At 72.4% G+C, this 17,422-nt stretch carries 15 protein-coding genes; 9 read left to right on the forward strand and 6 right to left on the reverse strand.

Going from position 1 to position 17,422, the window contains the following annotated elements; genetic code table 11:
- Positions 1 to 137: 137 nt before the first annotated feature.
- The 5 genes from ABZ671_RS16045 (at position 138) to ispG (ending at position 4,853) form a co-directional block, all read left to right on the forward strand.
- Complete coding sequence (locus ABZ671_RS16045; protein ID WP_357857672.1) at positions 138 to 368, forward strand: winged helix-turn-helix domain-containing protein; 231 nt, start codon at positions 138 to 140, stop codon at positions 366 to 368.
- Between the two features lie 258 nt (positions 369 to 626).
- Complete coding sequence (locus ABZ671_RS16050) at positions 627 to 1,178, forward strand: Uma2 family endonuclease (protein ID WP_357857675.1); 552 nt, start codon at positions 627 to 629, stop codon at positions 1,176 to 1,178.
- A gap of 43 nt (positions 1,179 to 1,221) precedes the next feature.
- Entirely contained in the window at positions 1,222 to 2,433 is a 1,212-nt protein-coding gene (gene dxr / locus ABZ671_RS16055; RefSeq protein ID WP_357857678.1) for a 1-deoxy-D-xylulose-5-phosphate reductoisomerase, read from the forward strand.
- Positions 2,433 to 3,671, forward strand: coding sequence for a site-2 protease family protein (locus tag ABZ671_RS16060; RefSeq protein ID WP_357857681.1), 1,239 nt, complete (start codon positions 2,433 to 2,435; stop codon positions 3,669 to 3,671). The genes dxr and ABZ671_RS16060 overlap by 1 nt, the downstream gene beginning before the upstream one ends.
- A 9-nt stretch (positions 3,672 to 3,680) precedes the next feature.
- A complete protein-coding gene (gene ispG, locus ABZ671_RS16065) occupies positions 3,681 to 4,853 on the forward strand; it encodes a flavodoxin-dependent (E)-4-hydroxy-3-methylbut-2-enyl-diphosphate synthase (RefSeq protein ID WP_357857684.1) in 1,173 nt (390 codons plus the stop codon).
- 67 nt (positions 4,854 to 4,920) lie between these two features.
- On the opposite strand, the gene ABZ671_RS16070 is transcribed toward ispG, so the two are convergent.
- Positions 4,921 to 5,607 carry a helix-turn-helix domain-containing protein gene (locus tag ABZ671_RS16070; RefSeq protein ID WP_357857687.1) on the reverse strand — a complete coding sequence of 229 codons (687 nt, stop codon included), beginning with the start codon at positions 5,605 to 5,607 and terminating at the stop codon, positions 4,921 to 4,923.
- 129 nt (positions 5,608 to 5,736) lie between these two features.
- Between ABZ671_RS16070 and ABZ671_RS16075 the strand changes: the two genes are divergently transcribed.
- A complete protein-coding gene (locus tag ABZ671_RS16075) occupies positions 5,737 to 6,558 on the forward strand; it encodes a class I SAM-dependent methyltransferase (protein ID WP_357857690.1) in 822 nt (273 codons plus the stop codon).
- Between the two features lie 64 nt (positions 6,559 to 6,622).
- On the opposite strand, the gene ABZ671_RS16080 is transcribed toward ABZ671_RS16075, so the two are convergent.
- On the reverse strand, positions 6,623 to 7,210 hold the full coding sequence (locus ABZ671_RS16080; RefSeq protein WP_357857693.1) for a PadR family transcriptional regulator: 588 nt from the start codon (positions 7,208 to 7,210) through the stop codon (positions 6,623 to 6,625).
- Positions 7,211 to 7,331: 121 nt separating this feature from the next.
- On the opposite strand from ABZ671_RS16080, the gene ABZ671_RS16085 reads away from it, so the two are divergent.
- The 3 genes from ABZ671_RS16085 to ABZ671_RS16095 all read left to right on the forward strand — a co-directional run bounded on the left by ABZ671_RS16085 (position 7,332) and on the right by ABZ671_RS16095 (position 13,107).
- Entirely contained in the window at positions 7,332 to 8,558 is a 1,227-nt protein-coding gene (locus ABZ671_RS16085) for an MFS transporter (RefSeq protein ID WP_357857695.1), read from the forward strand.
- A 91-nt stretch (positions 8,559 to 8,649) separates the two neighbouring features.
- Positions 8,650 to 9,489, forward strand: a complete 840-nt coding sequence (locus ABZ671_RS16090) for a GNAT family N-acetyltransferase (protein ID WP_357857698.1) — start codon at positions 8,650 to 8,652, stop codon at positions 9,487 to 9,489.
- A gap of 117 nt (positions 9,490 to 9,606) precedes the next feature.
- Positions 9,607 to 13,107: an ABC transporter ATP-binding protein gene (locus ABZ671_RS16095; protein WP_357857701.1), complete on the forward strand. Its 3,501-nt coding sequence runs from the start codon at positions 9,607 to 9,609 to the stop codon at positions 13,105 to 13,107.
- A gap of 103 nt (positions 13,108 to 13,210) precedes the next feature.
- On the opposite strand, the gene ABZ671_RS16100 is transcribed toward ABZ671_RS16095, so the two are convergent.
- From ABZ671_RS16100 to ABZ671_RS16115, 4 genes are all read right to left on the reverse strand, one after another.
- Positions 13,211 to 14,278 carry an NADH:flavin oxidoreductase/NADH oxidase gene (locus tag ABZ671_RS16100; RefSeq protein ID WP_357857704.1) on the reverse strand — a complete coding sequence of 356 codons (1,068 nt, stop codon included), beginning with the start codon at positions 14,276 to 14,278 and terminating at the stop codon, positions 13,211 to 13,213.
- 23 nt (positions 14,279 to 14,301) lie between these two features.
- A complete protein-coding gene (locus ABZ671_RS16105; protein WP_357857786.1) occupies positions 14,302 to 15,582 on the reverse strand; it encodes a dicarboxylate/amino acid:cation symporter in 1,281 nt (426 codons plus the stop codon).
- A gap of 263 nt (positions 15,583 to 15,845) precedes the next feature.
- The gene (locus ABZ671_RS16110; protein ID WP_357857707.1) at positions 15,846 to 16,463 is read right to left on the reverse strand and encodes a DUF998 domain-containing protein; all 618 of its coding nucleotides are present in this window, start codon (positions 16,461 to 16,463) and stop codon (positions 15,846 to 15,848) included.
- On the reverse strand, positions 16,456 to 17,421 hold the full coding sequence (locus tag ABZ671_RS16115; RefSeq protein ID WP_357857710.1) for a glutathione S-transferase C-terminal domain-containing protein: 966 nt from the start codon (positions 17,419 to 17,421) through the stop codon (positions 16,456 to 16,458). Before ABZ671_RS16115 ends, ABZ671_RS16110 begins: the two co-directional genes overlap by 8 nt.
- Position 17,422: the final 1 nt, after the last annotated feature.

A 17,422-nucleotide genomic window follows, 5' to 3' on the forward strand; every position in this document is an offset into this window, starting at 1 on the left:
CAGAGCGCAACATCAACCGAAACCACCCGAGCACACCGACCACTGGAGCACCTGGCGCCGCCGCCACCAATCCCGCTCACGCTGGTTCCACCAACGCACCCGACTCAGATGTGTGGGCCAAGCTGGGAGTACTTCGCATGCCCGCATCACGGAAGTTCGAGCCGCACTATCGGCGGATCATCGCCGACGTCAGGGGACGCATTGCCTCGGGCGAGTGGCCTCCCGGTCACAAGCTGCCATCGACAAAGGCGCTCACCGAGACGTACAAGGTCGGCAGCCAGTCCATCGTTCGTCAGGCGATCACGATCCTCATCGAGACGGGCGAGCTGTACGGCCACCAAGGCTTGGGCGTCTTCGTCGCCGACTGAGGAACCGAGACGTCCACGGAATAAGCACCGGCCGCTCTTTGGTCGGGGTGCCGGGCCCATGCGCCACACAACTAGTGCGACTCTGCCGGGGCGGGGGCCCGCGATCCTTGGTGGGTGGACGTTCAACGGGGACATCCCGGAGGGCCGCATCTGTTCGAGTCGGACGGAGAACACGACGACCTTCTCACCGACCTTCGGCTTTTCTGGCGCGGAGAACCGGCTGGCGGACGGTCGTTCGACGTGTTGGGTAGCCGGGACGTGAGGTGGACAGCGGCTGAGGCGCTGGACCTGCTGCCCGAGAACGCTGGACCGAAAGTCGAGGTGTTGCGTGGTTGCGTGATCATCAGCCCGGGTGCCGGCTACGACCGCCGAGCGGTTCAGCGGGAACTCGCGTACCGGCTCAAGCAGGCGGCGAGGGCGGCCGAGTTGTGGGCGTACCAGAAGGTCAACGTGGTGTCCGGTGACGATCTGTTCATCCCGGATCTCGCCGTGATGCGGACGCCCGGTGGCGGTCGCAGGGCGATGGGCATCGGGACAGCGGTGCTGCTTGGGGAGATCGCGTCGGTCGACGCGATTGACCGGCCGCGCGAGTACGCCGCTGCCAGGGTTCCCTTCTTTCTCCGGGTCGACCTGCGTAACCGGGTTCCCGCCATGGCGCTCTTCGAGCTGGTGGAGGGGGAGTATCGGCCGCTGGCGGCCGCAGCGGCGGGGACGACCTTCGTAATGCGGCAGCCGTTCGAGTTCTCCGTCGATCCGGCCGACCTTCTCGACGAGGAGGCGCCGGTGGAGGATCAATACAGCGAGGATTGAGGCTCCCAGCGAGCGTCCAGCCGGTCTGAGGAAGAATGTCCGGGTGACATCTCCCCGAGACCTTGTCCTGCTCGGCTCGACCGGCTCGATCGGTACCCAGGCCATCGACATCGTCCGGCGCAACCCGGACCGGTTCCGGGTGGTGGCGCTCGGTGCCGGCGGCGGCAACGTGGAGTTGCTCGCCGCCCAGGCCCTCGAACTCGGTGTCGAGGTGGTCGGCGTGGCCAAGGCCTCCGCCGCCCAGGACCTCCAGCTGGCCTTCTATACCGAGGCGAGCCGGCGCGGCTGGGCCACCGGCGACTTCAAGCTGCCCAAGATCGTGGCCGGCCCGGACGCCATGACCGAGTTGGCCGGGTGGCCGTGCGACGTCGTGCTCAACGGGGTGGTCGGCTCGCTCGGGCTGGCGCCGACCCTGGCCGCGCTGCGCGCCGGGCGTACCCTCGCCCTGGCCAACAAGGAGTCGTTGGTGGCCGGCGGCCCGCTGGTCAAGGCCGCGGTGACGCGGCCGGGGCAGATCGTCCCCGTCGACTCGGAGCACTCGGCGCTGGCGCAGTGCCTGCGCGGCGGCACCCGGGCCGAGGTACGCCGCCTCGTGGTGACCGCCAGCGGCGGCCCGTTCCGGGGCCGGCGGCGGGACGAGTTGACCGAGGTCACGCCGGAGCAGGCCCTCGCGCACCCCACCTGGAACATGGGTCCGGTGGTCACGATCAACTCCGCCACGATGGTCAACAAGGCGCTGGAGGTGATCGAGGCGCACGAGCTGTTCGACGTGTCGTACGCCGACATCGAGGTGATGGTCCACCCGCAGTCGGTGATCCACTCGATGGTCGAGTTCACCGACGGTTCTACGCTGGCTCAGGCCAGCCCGCCGGACATGCGGCTGCCCATCGCGCTGGGCCTCGGCTGGCCGGACCGGGTGCCCGAGGCCGCCGCCGCGGTCGACTGGACGAAGGCGCACACCTGGGAGTTCTTCCCGCTCGACGCCGCCGCCTTCCCGGCGGTGGCCCTGGCCAAGGCGGCCGGGGAAGCCGGGCGCTGCCGGCCGGCCATCTACAACGCGGCGAACGAGGAGTGTGTGGCGGCGTTCGTCGCCGGGCGGCTGCCGTTCCTCGGCATCGTCGACACCCTCCGGCGTGTGCTGGACGACGCTCCCGAATTCGACGAACCAGGTACCGTCGAGGACGTGCTCGCCGCCGAATCGTGGGCGCGGGCGCACGCGCAGGAGATCATCGTCGGGTCGGTGGAAGGAGCTTGATGGCAAACCTGCTCGGGATGGTGCTCTTCGCGCTGGCGATTCTCATCTCGGTGAGCCTGCACGAGGCGGGTCACCTGCTCACCGCCAAGGCCTTCGGGATGAAGGTCACCCGCTACTTCGTCGGCTTCGGCCCGACCCTGTGGTCGTTCCGGCGGGGCGAGACCGAGTACGGTCTCAAGGGCATCCCACTCGGCGGCTTCTGCAAGATCGTCGGAATGACCCCGCAGGACGACGACATCGAGCCGGCCGACCAGCCCCGCGCGATGTGGCGGTACCCGGTCTGGAAGCGGACGATCGTGATGTCCGCCGGCTCGATCACCCATTTCGGCCTCGCCCTGGTCGCGATCTGGCTCGCCGCGATGTTCATGGGTCTGCCGAACAAGGCACTCGAGGGGCCGGTGCCGGCGTACGTCAAGGTGACCAACTGCGTGGTGACCTCGGAGACGCAGCGGGACTGCCAGGCCGGCGACCCGGTCAGCCCGGCCAAGCAGGCCGGGCTGCGTGACGACGACAAGATCCTGGCCATCAACGGGACCACGGTCGCCACCAACCTGGACCTGATCAAGCAGATCCGGGCGCTGCCGCCGGGCCCGGCCACGATCCGGTACGAGCGCGACGGCGTGACCGGTGAGGTGCACGCGGACCTCGCGGCGGTGCAGCGCCGGCCGCTGGACAATCCCCAGGGCGACCCCACCACCGTCTCGGCGCTCGGCGTCGAGATCATGGCGCTGCCCCCGGGCGTTCCGATGGTGGTCAAGTACGGCCCGGTCGACGCGCTCGGCGCGACCACCGACTACACCGGCAAGCTCGCCGTCGGCACGTACGAGTCGATGAAGCGGATCCCGCAGAAGGTGCCGGCCCTGTGGACCGCGATCACCGGCGGGGAGCGGGCGATCGACACCCCGATCAGCGTCGTCGGCGCCACCCGGCTGGGCGGTGAGGCGGTGCAGCACAACGCCTGGGAGCTGTTCGTCAGCCTCTTCATCGGCCTGAACTTCTTCATCGGGGTGTTCAACCTGCTGCCGCTGTTGCCGCTGGACGGCGGGCACATCGCGATCTCCTGGTTCGAACGGGTGCGCTCCTGGCTCTACGCGCGCCTGCGCCGCCCCGACCCGGGCCGCGTCGACTATCTCAAGCTCATGCCCATCACGTACGCGGTGATCCTGATCGGTGGCGCGTTCACGCTGCTGACCATCACCGCGGACGTTGTCAACCCGATCACGATCTTCTCAAGGTGAGTGTCTGAAGTGACCGCTGTCAGTCTCGGGATGCCTCCCGTACCGCCGCCGCCGCTCGCCCCGCGCCGGGCCAGCCGCCAGATCATGGTCGGCTCGGTGCCGGTCGGTGGGGGTGCCCCGGTCTCGGTGCAGTCGATGACCACCACGCTGACCGCCGACGTCAACACGACGCTCCAGCAGATCGCCGAGCTGACCGCGTCCGGCTGCCAGATCGTCCGGGTCGCCGTGCCGTCGCAGGACGACGTGGAGGCGCTGCCGGCGATCGCGAAGAAGTCACAGATCCCGGTCATCGCCGACATCCACTTCCAGCCGAAGTATGTCTTCGCCGCGATCGACGCCGGCTGCGCGGCGGTCCGGGTGAATCCGGGCAACATCCGGCAGTTCGACGACAAGGTCAAGGAGATCGCCAAGGCCGCCGGTGACGCGGGTGTGCCGATCCGGATCGGCGTCAACGCCGGCTCGCTGGACAAGCGGCTGCTGGCCAAGTACGGCAAGGCCACCGCCGAGGCGCTGGTCGAGTCGGCGCTCTGGGAGTGCTCGCTGTTCGAGGAGCACGGCTTCCGGGACATCAAGATTTCGGTCAAGCACAACGACCCGGTGGTGATGATCCGGGCGTACCGGCAGCTCGCCGAGAAGTGCGACTACCCGCTGCACCTGGGCGTGACCGAGGCCGGTCCGGCGTTCCAGGGCACCATCAAGTCGGCGGTGGCGTTCGGTGCGCTGCTGGCCGAGGGCATCGGCGACACCATCCGGGTCTCGCTCTCCGCCCCGCCGGTGGAGGAGATCAAGGTCGGCAATCAGATCCTGGAGTCGCTGGGCCTGCGGGAGCGGGGCCTGGAGATCGTCTCCTGCCCGTCCTGCGGGCGGGCCCAGGTCGACGTCTACAAGCTGGCTGAGGAGGTCACCGCCGGCCTGGAGGGGCTGCCGGTGCCGCTGCGCGTCGCCGTCATGGGCTGCGTGGTGAACGGCCCCGGCGAGGCCCGCGAGGCCGACCTGGGCGTCGCCTCCGGCAACGGCAAGGGCCAGATCTTCGTCAAGGGGCAGGTCATCAAGACCGTGCCCGAGTCGCAGATCGTGGAGACGCTGATCGAGGAGGCGCTGCGCCTCGCCGACGAGATGGGTGCGGAGATCCCCGAGGATCTCCGCGACCTGGTCCCCGGCGCCACCGTCACCGTGCACTGACCACGGACCCGGCACGACGTGCGGCTGTCCCCACCGGGGGCGGCCGCGCGCGTCGTTTCGGCTCGGGTCAGACCGGCGCCGCCGGTCTGGGCACGGCGGCGAACTCGGAGAGCGTGAACCACCGGGGCAGAGCCCGCCGGAACACCTGCGGGCCGGCAACCTCGACCGCGCCCCCGCGCAGCGCCGCCGGCCAGCTCAGGTCGCCCAGCCAGACCTGCACCAGGGCCCGCAGGTCGGCGTGCACCGTCACCGTCACGCCGTGGCCGGGGTCCACGTCGCAGACGTCGGCCTCCCCGCTGTTGATGATGAGCCACCAGTCCCGGATGTCGGCCGGCACGTCACGGAAGCGGAAGTGGACGACCGTCCGCTCCGGCGGGACGGCACGGTGGTCGACGTGGCGGTGCATGTCCCACAGCAGCAGCTTCGGGTCCAGGTCCGCGTCGCCCAGCTCGCCGATCCAGCGGACCCCCCACGCGCCGAGCGCCTCGAGCACCGGCCGCAGCTCCCGCCCCGCCTGGGTCGGGACGTACCGCACGTCGGCGCCGTCGACGTGCCGCTCGACGACGCCGGCCCGGACGAGCTGGTGCAGCCGCCGGGACAGCAGGGTGGGCGACATCCGGGGCAGGCCCCGGCGCAGCTCGTTGAACCGTTCGGACCCGCTCACCAGTTCCCGGACGACGAGCAGTGTCCAGCGCTCGTCGAGCAGTTCCATGGCTTTGGCGACCGGGCAGAACTGGTGGTAGGAGGCCCCCATGGTGGGGACGGTACGCCGCACCCGGCGGCCGGACCAGGAACCTGTCGGGACCGGTACACATCTCGTACTAGGTCGCCGGTTTCCCGCTGCCTACCGTCGAGCTCAGCGGACGAAGGTAGAGGAGCAATCATGATCGAGTCGATGGAGCGGGACCGGGCCGTGAAGGCCGGGCACCGGCAGATGTGGGCGCTCGGCAGCTACGCTGCGGTTGCCGCGGAGGTCATCCCCGAGCTGGGGGCGACCCTGGTGCAGGCGGCCGGCGTCGGCCCCGGCGACCGGGTGTTGGACGTGGCCGCCGGCACCGGCAACGCGGCCATCCCGGCGGCCCTGACCGGGGCCAGCGTGGTGGCCAGCGACCTGACCCCGGAGCTGCTGGAGATCGGGCGGGCGCTTGCCGCGGAGCGCGGCGCCCAACTGGAATGGGAGCCGGCCGACGCCGAGGCGCTCCCGTACGCCGACGGCGAGTTCGACGCGGTCCTGTCCTGCGTGGGCGTGATGTTCGCGCCCCGGCACCAGGCCGGTGCCGACGAACTGGTCCGGGTCTGCCGGCCGGGCGGCACGATCGGCCTGGTCAACTGGACGCCCGAGGGGTTCATCGGGCAGATGTTCGCCACGATGAAGCCGTACGCCCCACCGCCGCCGCCCGGCGCGCAGCCTCCGCCGCTCTGGGGCAGTGAGGAGCACGTCCGTGCGCTGTTCGGGGACCGGGTCACCGACGTCATCACCCGCCGTCAGACGGTCACGGTGGACCGCTTCACCAGCCCGGAGGCGTTCCGCGACTTCTTCAAGGCCTACTACGGGCCGACGATCGCGGTGTACCGGGCGATCGCCGGTGATCCTGAGCGGGTCGCCGCCCTGGATCAAGACCTCGCCGACCTGGCGCGGCGGCATGTCGAGGCCGGGGTGATGCGGTGGGAGTATCTGCTCGTCACGGCGCGCCGTCGCGGCTGACCGTGCGCCGGTGCCGGCAGGGAGGCCGATCTGGGCCGCCCTGCCGGGCGTACGGGGCAGTAGTTCACTCGGATTCGGCGAGGATGGCGTACAGCTTGCGGCGGGTCTCGTCGAGCACCTGGGCGGCGCGCTCCCGCTGGTCGTCGGTGCCGGTCAGCATCACCTGGCGCAGCGCGTGCATCGCCTGCGCACCCGCGTCGCGGATGTCGTGCCAGCTGTTAACGGTGGTCTCGGCGAACTCCGCCCAGGGCGGGGTCTGCGCCGCCGCGGCCGCCTCGGCACGCCCCTGCTCGGTGAGGGCGAACCGTTTCCGCCCGCCGTCGGAGTCCGGGGCGGCGGCGACGACGCCCTCGTCCTCCAGCAGCTGCAGCGTCGGGTAGATCGACCCGGGGCTGGGCCGCCAGGCCCCTCCGGTGCGGGAGTCGATCTCCTGGATCATCTCGTAGCCGTGCATCGGCCGCTCGGTGAGCAGGGCCAGCACCGCGCCGCGCACGTTGGGTCGGCGTCCGCGCCCACGGCCTCGTCCGCCCCGGCCGTGCCCGTGCCCGTGCGGGCCGGGCGGGAACGGCCAGGGGCCGGGCGGTACGGGCGGGAAGCCGAAGCCGCGCATCCGCTTCTCGTGCATTTCGTGCAGTCGTCGATGGAAACCCACCAGGCTCTCCCTCGTTCGCCTTATCGCTGATGGGTTGACGATATATCGGCAATGCATCAGCGACAACACTAATCACGAGACGGGCTGCAAACCGTACGTACGTCTTGCTAGGCTGTTCGGCGTGCGCCTGCTTCCCGAACCGGGTCCGGCCCGGACCCTCGCCCTCTCCACCCTGGTCAACACGGTCGGTCGAGGCACCTGGCTGACCGTCAGCGCGCTCTTCCTGACCCGGTCGGTGGGGCTGACCGTGGCGCAGGTCGGCGTCGGCCTCACCGTCACCGCGCTGGTCAGCCTCGTGGCCAGCACCCCGATGGGCTACCTCGCCGACCGGTACGGTCCACGCGGAATGCAGCTTGCCGCGCTGCTCGCCTCCGCCGCGTTCACCGCCGCCCTGGTGGCCGTCCGGTCGTTCCCGGCGTTCCTCGCGGTCGGCGTGCTGATGGCCGTCGCCGACGCGGTTACCCGGGGGGCCCGGGGCGCGCTGATCGCCGGGGCGGTCCCGCCCGACCAGCGGGTCCGGACCCGCGCCTGGCTGCGCGCGGTCACCAACGTGGGGATCTCCGTCGGGGCGGTGGCCGCCGGCCTCGGCATCGCTGCGGACACCCGGCCGGCGTACGTGGCGCTGATCGTGCTCGACGCGGTGACCTACCTGGGCGCGGCGGCGATCCTGCTTCGGCTGCCCGCGCTGCCGCCGGTGCCGGCGCCAACCCACGGCCCGCGCCTGATCGCGCTGCGGGACCGCCCGTTCCTCGCCTTCACCGTGCTGGACGGGCTGATGTCCATGCACTTCGGGCTGGTCAACATCGCCCTGCCGCTCTGGATCGCCGGCCACACCACCGCGCCGCGCTGGCTCGTCTCGGGCTGCATGCTGGTCAACACGGTGATGGTCGTGCTCTTCCAGGTCCGCGCCTCGCGGGGCACCGAGGAACTTTCCGGCGCCGCCCGGGCCGCCCGGCGGGCCGGCGCGGTGATCGCGGTCGCCTGCGTGCTCTTCGCGGCCAGCGGCGGGGTGCCCACCCCGTTCGCCGTCGCGCTGCTGCTGGCCGGGGCGCTGGTGCACGTGGTCGGGGAGCTGTGGCACGCGGCGGCCGGCTGGGGTGTCTCGTTCGGTCTCGCCCCCGCGCATGCCCAGGGTCAGTACCAGGGCGCGTACGGAATGGGCATGCAGCTCGGCTCGATGGTGGCACCGGTGGTGGTGACCACCCTGGCGGTCGGCTGGGGCGTACCCGGCTGGCTGTTGCTCGGTGTCCTGTTCCTCCTGCTCGGGGCGCTGGTGCCGCCCGTGGTGGCCTGGGCGGGCCGGAACCGGCCGGCCGAGGTGGCCGTCGAGCCGGTCCCGGCCGGCTGAGTCGCCGCTCGGCGACACGCGGCCCTGCGATCCCGGCCGGGGTCCCTAGGTCGGCCCGCGCGCCACGGGGTGCATCTGGCAGGCTGGAGTCGTGCTCACCGTGCCGGTACGCCAACTGGGGGAGTCGGAGCGGCGCGCGGTCGAACGGCTGCTCGACCTCGACCCCTTCGGCGGGGCGCAGGTCGCGGAGCGGGTGGCCGCCCGTGGGCTGGCATGGTGGCGGGCCGAGGGCCGGATCCTGGGCTACGGCGCCCGGCGCAACCTGGAGTCGATCTGCTGGCTGGGCGGCAACCTGACCCCGGTGCTCGCCACGGAGCCGGCAGTGGCCGCCTTCGCCGACCTGCTGAGCACCGAGGAGCGGCTCTGCTCCTCGATCGTCGGGCGGGCCGACGCGGTGCTCGGGCTCTGGGACCGCCTCTCCGCCTACTGGGGGCCGGCCCGGGACGTACGCCCCAACCAGCCGCTGCTGGCCACGGACGCCCTGCCCACCGTGGTGGCCGATCCAACGGTCCGGCGGGTGCGCGGCGGTGAGGTCGATCGGCTCTTCCCGGCGGCGGTGGCGATGTACACCGAGGAGGTCGGGGTCTCGCCGCTGGCCGAGGACGGCGGGCGCGGCTACCGGCGGCGGGTGGCCGACCTGGTCCGCGCCGGCCGGGCCTACGCCCGGTTCGCGGACGGCAAGGTGATCTTCAAGGCCGAGTTGGCGGTGGTGACCCGGCGGACCGCCCAGGTGCAGGGGGTCTGGGTGGCGCCCGAGTGGCGGGGGCGGGGGATCGCGACCGCGGCGATGGCGGCGGTGGTGCGCGACGCCCTGATCCGGGTCGCCCCGACGGTCAGCCTCTACGTCAACGACTTCAACCTGCCCGCCCGGCGGGTCTACGAGCGCTGCGGCTTCCGCCCGGTCGGCACCCTCGCCACCGTCCTCTTCTGAAGCACTCGGCATCGGTCGCCCAGAGGTGAACCGCGCGAAAATGGTTTGAGCCGTCGCGGCCGGACCGGAAGGCTGGGGGTACCGCCCCCATGCCGACCCGAGTCCGGAGGACCATCCATGCGCCTGCTCCGCGATCTCTGGGCCACCGCGCCGCGTCGGATGGTGGTCGTGGTCCTGCTCATCATGCTCGCCGCCGGTGGTCAGGCGGCCGCCTCGGCGCTGGCCGGCCCGGTGCTGGTGCACCGGTCGAGCGGCTGGTTCATCGCCCTGGCCGTGGCGCTGGTCGCGGTCGTGGTCAGCGACCTGATCATCGGGCTGCTGATGGCTGGGCTCACCGCCGACTGGTCCGCCGACGTACGCCGCCGGCTGTGTCGGGTGGCGCTCGGCCAGGACCTGCCCAGCCTGGAGGCCACCCCGGTCGGTGAGCTGCTCGACCGGATCGACAACGACGTCTACCAGGTCGCCGCCGAGTTGCGAAACACCGGCGTACGGCTGGCCCAGGGGCTCGCCGTCTGCCTGCTCGCCACGGTCAGCGCGCTGTTCGTCTGGTGGCCGGCCGGCGTCGGCATGGTCGTGCTGATCCTGCTGCTCTGCGTGGTGTTGCGGAAGCCCACCGCCCGGATCGCCCCGGCCCGGATGGCTGAGGAGGAGGCCTGGTCCGACCTGGCCGCGGTGATGGAGGAGGCGGTGCACGGCCAGGACGACGTGCGGACCAGCCTGGCTCGGCCGTACGTGCTGCGGCTGTACGCGCGGCGGGCCGCCGAGGTGATCTCCCGGGGCGGCCGGGTGTTCCGGATGTCCGCCCGGGTCAGCGCAGTCGCCGCCGGCGGCATCCGGGTCGGCATCGCCGCCGTGGTCCTCGCCGGGGCGTGGGCGCTGCACACCGGCCGGGTGGACGCCGCCCGGCTCACCGCGATCTGGCTGCTCGCCCTCGCCTTCGGCGCGACCGTGGAACACATCGCCCGCTGGGTGCCGCACCTGCAGTACGCGCTCGGCGCCTGGGCCCGGGTGCAGCTGCTCTCCGCCGCCCGACAGGAACCCGCCGGCGGGGCCGCGCCGGTTGACGGGGACCTCACCGTCCGCGGGCTCACCTTCCGCTATCCCGCCGTCGGGGACGACCGGGGGCCGGCGCTGCGCGACATCCGGCTCACCTTCGCCCGGGGCCGGTCGTACGCCCTGGTCGGGCGGACCGGGTCGGGCAAGTCGACGCTGGTCAAGGTGCTCACCCGGGCTGTGGACGTGCCGCGCGGCACCGTCTTCCTCGGCGACGCCGACCTGCTCGACCTGGACGTCGAGGCGCTGCGCCGATGGATCGCGGTGGTTCCGCAGCGTACCGAGATCCTCGCCGGCACCCTGGCCGAGAACGTCGCGCTCTTCGACCCCGCCCTCCTCGACGACGCCACCCGGGCGCTGGAGGAGTTGGGCCTGGCCGGCTGGATCGCCGAGCTGCCCGACGGGGTGCACACGAAGCTGGGCGAGGGCGGGTACGTGCTCTCCGCCGGGCAGGAGCAGCTCGTGGCGTTCGCCCGGATCCTGGTCCGGGACCCGCATGTGGTGATCCTCGACGAGGCCACCGCCCGGCTCGACCCGGTGACCGAGACCCGGGTACGTGAGGCCACCGAGCGGCTGCTCACCGACCGGATCGGCATCGTCATCGCGCACCGGCTCTCCTCGGTGCGCCGCTGCGACGAGGTCGTGGTGATGGCCGACGGCGCGGTGCTGGAGGCCGGCCCGCTGCGCGAGTCGGCCCGCTTCGCCGAGCTGCTCGCCAGCAGCCACGCCAGCGCGTACGCCGGGGTCGGTGGTCGGCGGGCCGGGGTGGAGCTGCTGGACGGTCCGGGCGAGGACGCGTGGCCCGACGAGCCGGCGGAACGGGCCGCGCCGGTCGCCGTCCCACGCCAGGTCGCCGTGCCGCGCACCGACCCGCCGCCGGCACCCGCCGCGCCGCCCGCGCGCACCCTGCGGGAGATCCTCCGGCTAGGCATCAATGACCCACGGTACGGGCTGGTCTCCGTCGGGCTGTTCATCGTGATGACGCTGCTCGGGCTGGACGGCTCGGTGCTGCCGTGGCTCTGGGCCGAGGTGGTCGGCGGCGGAGACCCGTGGCTGCCGGCGCTCGGTATCGTCGCCGCGTTGCTGGTCGTGCTGCCGCTGCCGTACCTGACCAACCTCTGGTTCCCGCAGTGGTGGATCCGGCAGATGCTGAAAATCAGCCTGCGTCTGGTGCACGGTCAGACCGGGGCCCGTCGGGTCAGCAGGCACACCCCCGCCGAGGTGGTGGCCCAGGGCGGGGACACCGAACGGGTGGTGCAGCTCGCCGACAACCTGATGGACCAGTTCATTTCGCTGGCCATCCTGATCACCATGACCCTGGTGACCGGCAGCTTCGTACCGGCGCTGTTCTTCCTCGGCACCATGGTGCTCTCCGGGTTGGCGGCCACGCTGTTCGCGCCCCGTCTGGAACGCAGCGCCAGGGGCACCGTCAAGGCCCGGGCCGCCTTCGCCACCGCGCTGGTCTCCTCGCTCTCCTCCGCCCGTACGGTGAAGCTCGCCGGCGCCACCCGGCCGGTGCTGGACCACCTCGCGGCGCTGGACACCGTCCGCAGCGATCGGCAGCGGCGGGAGATCGCCATGCAGGTGTGGGCGCGGTCCACTCCGTCGATGGCCAGCGGGTTGCTGCCGATCGGGGCGTGGGCGCTCTACCTGTCCGGCGGGCTCTCCGCCGGGGCCACCCTGGTGGCGGTCGCCACACTCGGTGCGGCCCGCTGGTTCGCGTGGACCACCGCGTCTCTGGTCTCGCAGTACCCGTCGGCGCGGGTGTGGACCCGGCGGACCGTGGCGATGACCGGGGTCGCCGGCTACTCGGCGGAGGTGCCGGGGGTGGACCTGGCCGCGGGGACCGCCCCGGCGCCGGAGCCGCCGCCCCGGCACCCGCTGCGCCGGCTGGAGCTGACCGGGTTCGGCGCGCTGCACTCCGACGGCATCCTCGCCGTACGCGATGTCGATCTCACGGTCGAGCGCGGGCAGCTGGTGCTGGTGGTCGGGCCGGTCGGCTCGGGCAAGTCGTCGCTGCTGCGGGCCCTCGCCGGGATCGTGCACCACACCGGCACGCTGCGTTGGAACGGCGAGGCGATCACCGAGCCGGAGCTGTTCCTCCGCCCCAACCAGGTCGGGTACGTCGGGCAGTTGCCCCGGGTGCTCTCCGGCACGGTGGCCGACAACATCGCGCTCGGGCATCAGGTGGACGCCGCCGGTGCGGTGTCGACCGCCCAGCTCGACCACGATCTGGCCGCCGCGGGAGGTGGGCTCGGGCTGCTCATCGGGCACAAGGGCACCCGGCTGTCCGGCGGGCAGCTCCAGCGGCTGGCGCTGGCCCGGGCGTTGGCGCCGCGTACCGAGCTGCTCGTCGCCGACGACGTGTCGTCCGCGCTGGACGTCACCACCGAGCTGGCGCTCTGGGCGGCGTTGCGGGAGCACGGGGTGACGGTGGTCGGGTCGACCTCCAAACGCGCCGCCCTGGTCCGCGCCGACCATGTGGTGGTCCTGGTCGACGGCGCGGTGGCCGCCCAGGGCCCCTGGCACGACCTGGAACCCAACTGGAGCCACCTGGCCGGCTGATCAGACTTGATCCATGCGGCCTCGCTCCGGTGATCATGAGGTTGGCTGGACAGAAAGGGGGATCGTCCCGCCAACCTCATGATCGACCGGAACCGGCGGGCGGTCAGAAGGCGCGGGCGTACTGGTGGGGCCAGTGCGGGGTGGCGGCTAGTTTGGTGGCGGCGCGGCGGGGCCAGTACGGGTCGCGGAGCAGCTCGCGGCCGAGGAGCACCAGGTCGGCCTCGCCGTCGGCGACGATCTGCTCGGCCTGCTCCGGCTCGACGATCAGGCCGACCGCGCCGGTCGGCACGCCCGTTTCGCGGCGGATCCGGGCAGCCAGCGGCACCTGGTAGCCGGGGCCGATCGGGATGCTCGCGCCGGCCGAGGCGCCGCCGGAGGAGGCGTCCACCAGGTCGACGCCCGTGGCGGCCAGCTCGCCGGCGAGCACCACGCTGTCCTCGACGGTCCAGCCGCCGTCCACCCAGTCGGTGGCGGAGATCCGGGTGAGCACCGGCACGGAGTCGCCGACCGCGGCGCGGACGGCCCGGGCCACCTCCAGGGTGAGCCGCATCCGGCCGGCCCGGTCGCTGCCGTAGCGGTCGGTGCGGCGGTTGGTCAGCGGCGAGAGGAACTCGTGCAGCAGGTAGCCGTGCGCGGCGTGGATCTCCACCGCGCCGAAGCCGGCGTCGAGTGCCCGCTCGGCGGCGACGGCGAACGCCTCGACCACCGTGCCGATCCCCGCCTCGTCCAGCGCCGTCGGCCGCCGGTAGCCGGGAAGGAACGGCTCGCCACCGGGGCCGACCGGCGTCCAACCGCCCTCGGCGTCCGGCACGCCGCCCCGGCGCCCGGCCCACGGCCGGTACGTCGACGCCTTGAACCCGGCGTGCGCCAGCTGCACGGCCGGCACCGCACCCTGGTCGGCGACGAACGCGGTGATCGGCCGCCACGCGTCGACGTGCGCGCCGGACCAGAGCCCGGTGTCCTGCGGGCTGATCCGCCCCTCGGGTACCACCGCGGTGGCCTCGGTGATGATCAGCCCGGCGCCGCCGACCGCCCGGGAGCCGAGGTGGACCCGGTGCCAGTCGGTGGGCAGGCCGTCCGGGCCGGCGCTGTACTGGCACATCGGCGCCAGGGCGATCCGGTTGGGCAGGGTGACGCCGCGCAGGGCGAGCGGGGTGAACAGGGCACTCATGCCGTCATTCTTCAATCTCAAGCTCAGGCGGGGACCGGAGCGAGGCGCTCGGCCTCGTCCGCGTCCACCAGGTCGTGCTTGCCGGCCGAGTCGTACCTCGCCCGGTCGAGGGTGCCCTCGCGGGCGGCGACGATGGTCGGCACGAGCGCCTGGCCGGCCACGTTGGTGGCGGTACGGATCATGTCGAGGATCGGGTCGATCGCCAGCAGCAGGCCGGCGCCGGCCAGCGGCAGGCCCAGCGTGCTCAGGGTCAGGGTGAGCATCACGATCGCGCCGGTCAGACCGGCGGTGGCCGCCGAGCCGACCACCGAGACGAAGGCGATCAGTAGGTAGTCGGTGACGCCCAGGTGCACCCCGAAGACCTGCGCCACGAAGATCGCCGCCAGGGCCGGGTAGACGGCGGCGCAGCCGTCCATCTTCGTGGTGGCGCCGAACGGCACCGCGAAGGAGGCATACTCGCGGGGGACGCCGAGCCGTTCGACGGACCGCTGGGTCACCGGCATGGTGCCCACTGAGGAACGGGAGACGAAGGCCAGCTCGATGGCGGGCCAGGCACCGGCGAAGAAGCGCAGCGGGTTGAGCCGGCCGGCGGTCACCAGCAGCAGCGGGTAGACGACGAAGAGCACGATCGCGCAGCCGACGTAGACGGCGGTGGTGAACCGGGCGAGCGGGGCCAGCAGGTCCCAGCCGTACGAGGCGACGGCGTTGCCGATCAGGCCGAGCGTGCCGAGCGGGGCGAGTCGGATGACCCACCAGAGCGCCTTCTGCACGATGGCCAGCAGCGAACGGTTGAGCGCCACGAACGGCTCGGCGGCGTCGCCGATCAGCATGGCGGCGGCGCCCACCACCAGGGCGAGGAAGACGATCTGGAGGACGTTGCCCTCGACGAACGCGCCGACCGGGTTGGTCGGCACGATGCCGGTGAGGAAGTCGGTCCAGGAGCCGGTCCGCTTCGGCGCGGCGGCGCCGGCCACGTCGAGCGTGACGCCCTTACCGGGGTCGGTGAGCAGGCCGAGGCCGATGCCGATGCCCACCGCGATCAGCGCGGTGATGCCGAACCAGAGCAGCGTCTTCAGCGCGAGCCGGGCGGCGTTGGCCACGCCGCGCAGGCTGACCACGCTCACCACGATGGCGGTGAAGACCAGCGGCGGCACGGCCAGCTTGAGGAGCTGGACGAAGAGGTGACCGACGGTGTCGAGGGTGGTGGTCAGCCAGGCGAGGTCGCCGGTACGGGCGAGGAAGCCGAGCGCTACGCCGAGCACGAGGCCGAGCAGGATCTGCAGCGAGAAGGGAAACTTGCGCAGGGCGGAAGCCATGGGGATGCGTCCAAGTCTGGTGAAGGGTGAACGGGCAGCGTCAGGAGAGGGGCTGCGCCGGACAGGTGCCGCTGGCCTGCCGTCGGAGGTCGACGTACAGGCGGACGGTGAGATTCCAGACGTTGGTCATATCCCGCTGAGGCTACTCCCACCAGCCGCGCAGTTGGGATGATCGATTGCCGTGACGCTCCTTACAAGCGTGGTTAACAGGGGCCCCTGCTCTACCGCAGGCGTTAACAGGGGGCCCCTCCTTACCTCCGGGTCAGGCCCAGGGCGGCGGCGGTGGTCAGGCCCCAGGCGGCGGCGATCGCCAGCAGCACCCGCTCCAGCACCCCCACCACGCTGCCGCGGCCGACCGTCAGCATCGCCAGCGCGATCGCCGCGGAGAGCGGCAGGGACAACGCGGCACCGATCCCGGAGATCCGGCGTAGGCGCCGGCCCGCCGCCGGGGAGAGGGCCAGGGCCAGCATCGCGAAGACCACCGCGGCGGTGGCCGCCACGCTCGCGCCGCCGTGCACCAGGTCGGCCACGGTGGCCGCCTGGAACGGTGGCAGTGGGCAGCCGGCGGTGCACGTCACCGCGCCGGAGAGCACCGTGCCGGCCGCGCCGCCGGTCAGCAGCGCCGCCGCCGTACGCAGCGCCGCGGGCAGCGCCACCGCGAGCAGCAGCAGCGCCGCCGCCAGGGCGAAAACCCCGATCCGGTACGCCCCGGCGTACGCGCTGTCGGTGACGCCGGCCTCGCTGACGTACCCGGTCAGGCCCGGGCCGGGACCGGCGACCACGGCGACCGTCACCGCGGCCGTGCCGGCCACCACGCAGCCGGCGGCGGCCGACGCCGCGGCGGCCCGGACGACGCCTGGCTCAGGCACGCCCGTGCGGCGTGGTCCAGCCGCTCAGGTCCGGACCGAGCGGCACGATCCGGGTCGGGTTGATCATCTCGTGGGTGGCGTAGTAGTGCCGCTTGATGTGGTCGAAGTCGACCGTGTCGCCGAAGCCGGGGGTCTGGAACAGGTCCCGGGCGTACGCCCAGAGCACCGGCATCTCGGTGAGTTTCTGCCGGTTGCACTTGAAGTGCCCGTGGTAGGCCACGTCGAAGCGGACCAGCGTGGTGAACAGCCGCACGTCCGCCTCGGTGATCGTGTCGCCCATCAGGTAACGCCGCCCGGCCAGCCGCTCCGACAGCGCGTCCAGCCGGGCGAAGAGCGCCGTGTACGCCTCGTCGTACGCCGACTGGGAGGTGGCGAAGCCGCACCGGTAGACCCCGTTGTTGACGTCCCGGTGGATCTCCGCCATCAACGCGTCCATCTCCGGGCGCAGCTCGACCGGGTAGAGGTCCGGTGCGCCCGGCTTGTGGAACCGCCGCCACTCGGTGATCAGATCCAGGGTGAGCTGCGGATAGTCGTTGGTCACGACCTTGCCGGACCGGGTGTCGACCAGCGCTGGCACGGTCACCCGCCCGGAGTAGTCCGGGTCGGTCGACAGGTACGCCTCGGAGAGGAAGCCGATGCCGAGCACCGGGTCGAACCCGTCCTGGTCGAGGCTGAACCGCCAGCCGCGCTCGTCCCGGATCGGGTCGACGGTGCCCAGCGAGATCACGTCCTCCAGGCCGAGCAGGCCGCGTACGATCCGGGCCCGGTGCGCCCACGGGCAGGCCCGGCACCAGATCAACCGGTACCGGCCGGCCTCCAACGGCCAGCGGTCCTGGTCGTCGGGGCCACCGCCCTCCGGCGAGGTCGAGTGCGGGGTGACCCGCCCGGTGAACCGGTTGGGCTGGCGGACGAACGCCCCGCCGCCGGCGGTCTCTGCGCTGAACTGGGCCCGAGCCATG

The organism is Micromonospora sp. NPDC006766 (genome assembly GCF_040636055.1).
Taxonomy (GTDB): Bacteria; Actinomycetota; Actinomycetes; order Mycobacteriales; family Micromonosporaceae; genus Micromonospora.

What these genes read in the sequence shown, in the direction of transcription:
- ABZ671_RS16045 (WP_357857672.1), top strand. Translation starts at nt 138, where the DNA reads ATGCCCGCATCACGGAAGTTCGAGCCGCACTATCGGCGGATCATCGCC.
- ABZ671_RS16060 (WP_357857681.1), top strand. Translation starts at nt 2,433, where the DNA reads ATGGCAAACCTGCTCGGGATGGTGCTCTTCGCGCTGGCGATTCTCATC.
- ABZ671_RS16070 (WP_357857687.1), bottom strand. Translation starts at nt 5,607, where the DNA reads ATGGGGGCCTCCTACCACCAGTTCTGCCCGGTCGCCAAAGCCATGGAA.
- ABZ671_RS16075 (WP_357857690.1), top strand. Translation starts at nt 5,737, where the DNA reads ATGATCGAGTCGATGGAGCGGGACCGGGCCGTGAAGGCCGGGCACCGG.
- ABZ671_RS16095 (WP_357857701.1), top strand. Translation starts at nt 9,607, where the DNA reads ATGCGCCTGCTCCGCGATCTCTGGGCCACCGCGCCGCGTCGGATGGTG.
- ABZ671_RS16100 (WP_357857704.1), bottom strand. Translation starts at nt 14,278, where the DNA reads ATGAGTGCCCTGTTCACCCCGCTCGCCCTGCGCGGCGTCACCCTGCCC.
- ABZ671_RS16115 (WP_357857710.1), bottom strand. Translation starts at nt 17,421, where the DNA reads ATGGCTCGGGCCCAGTTCAGCGCAGAGACCGCCGGCGGCGGGGCGTTC.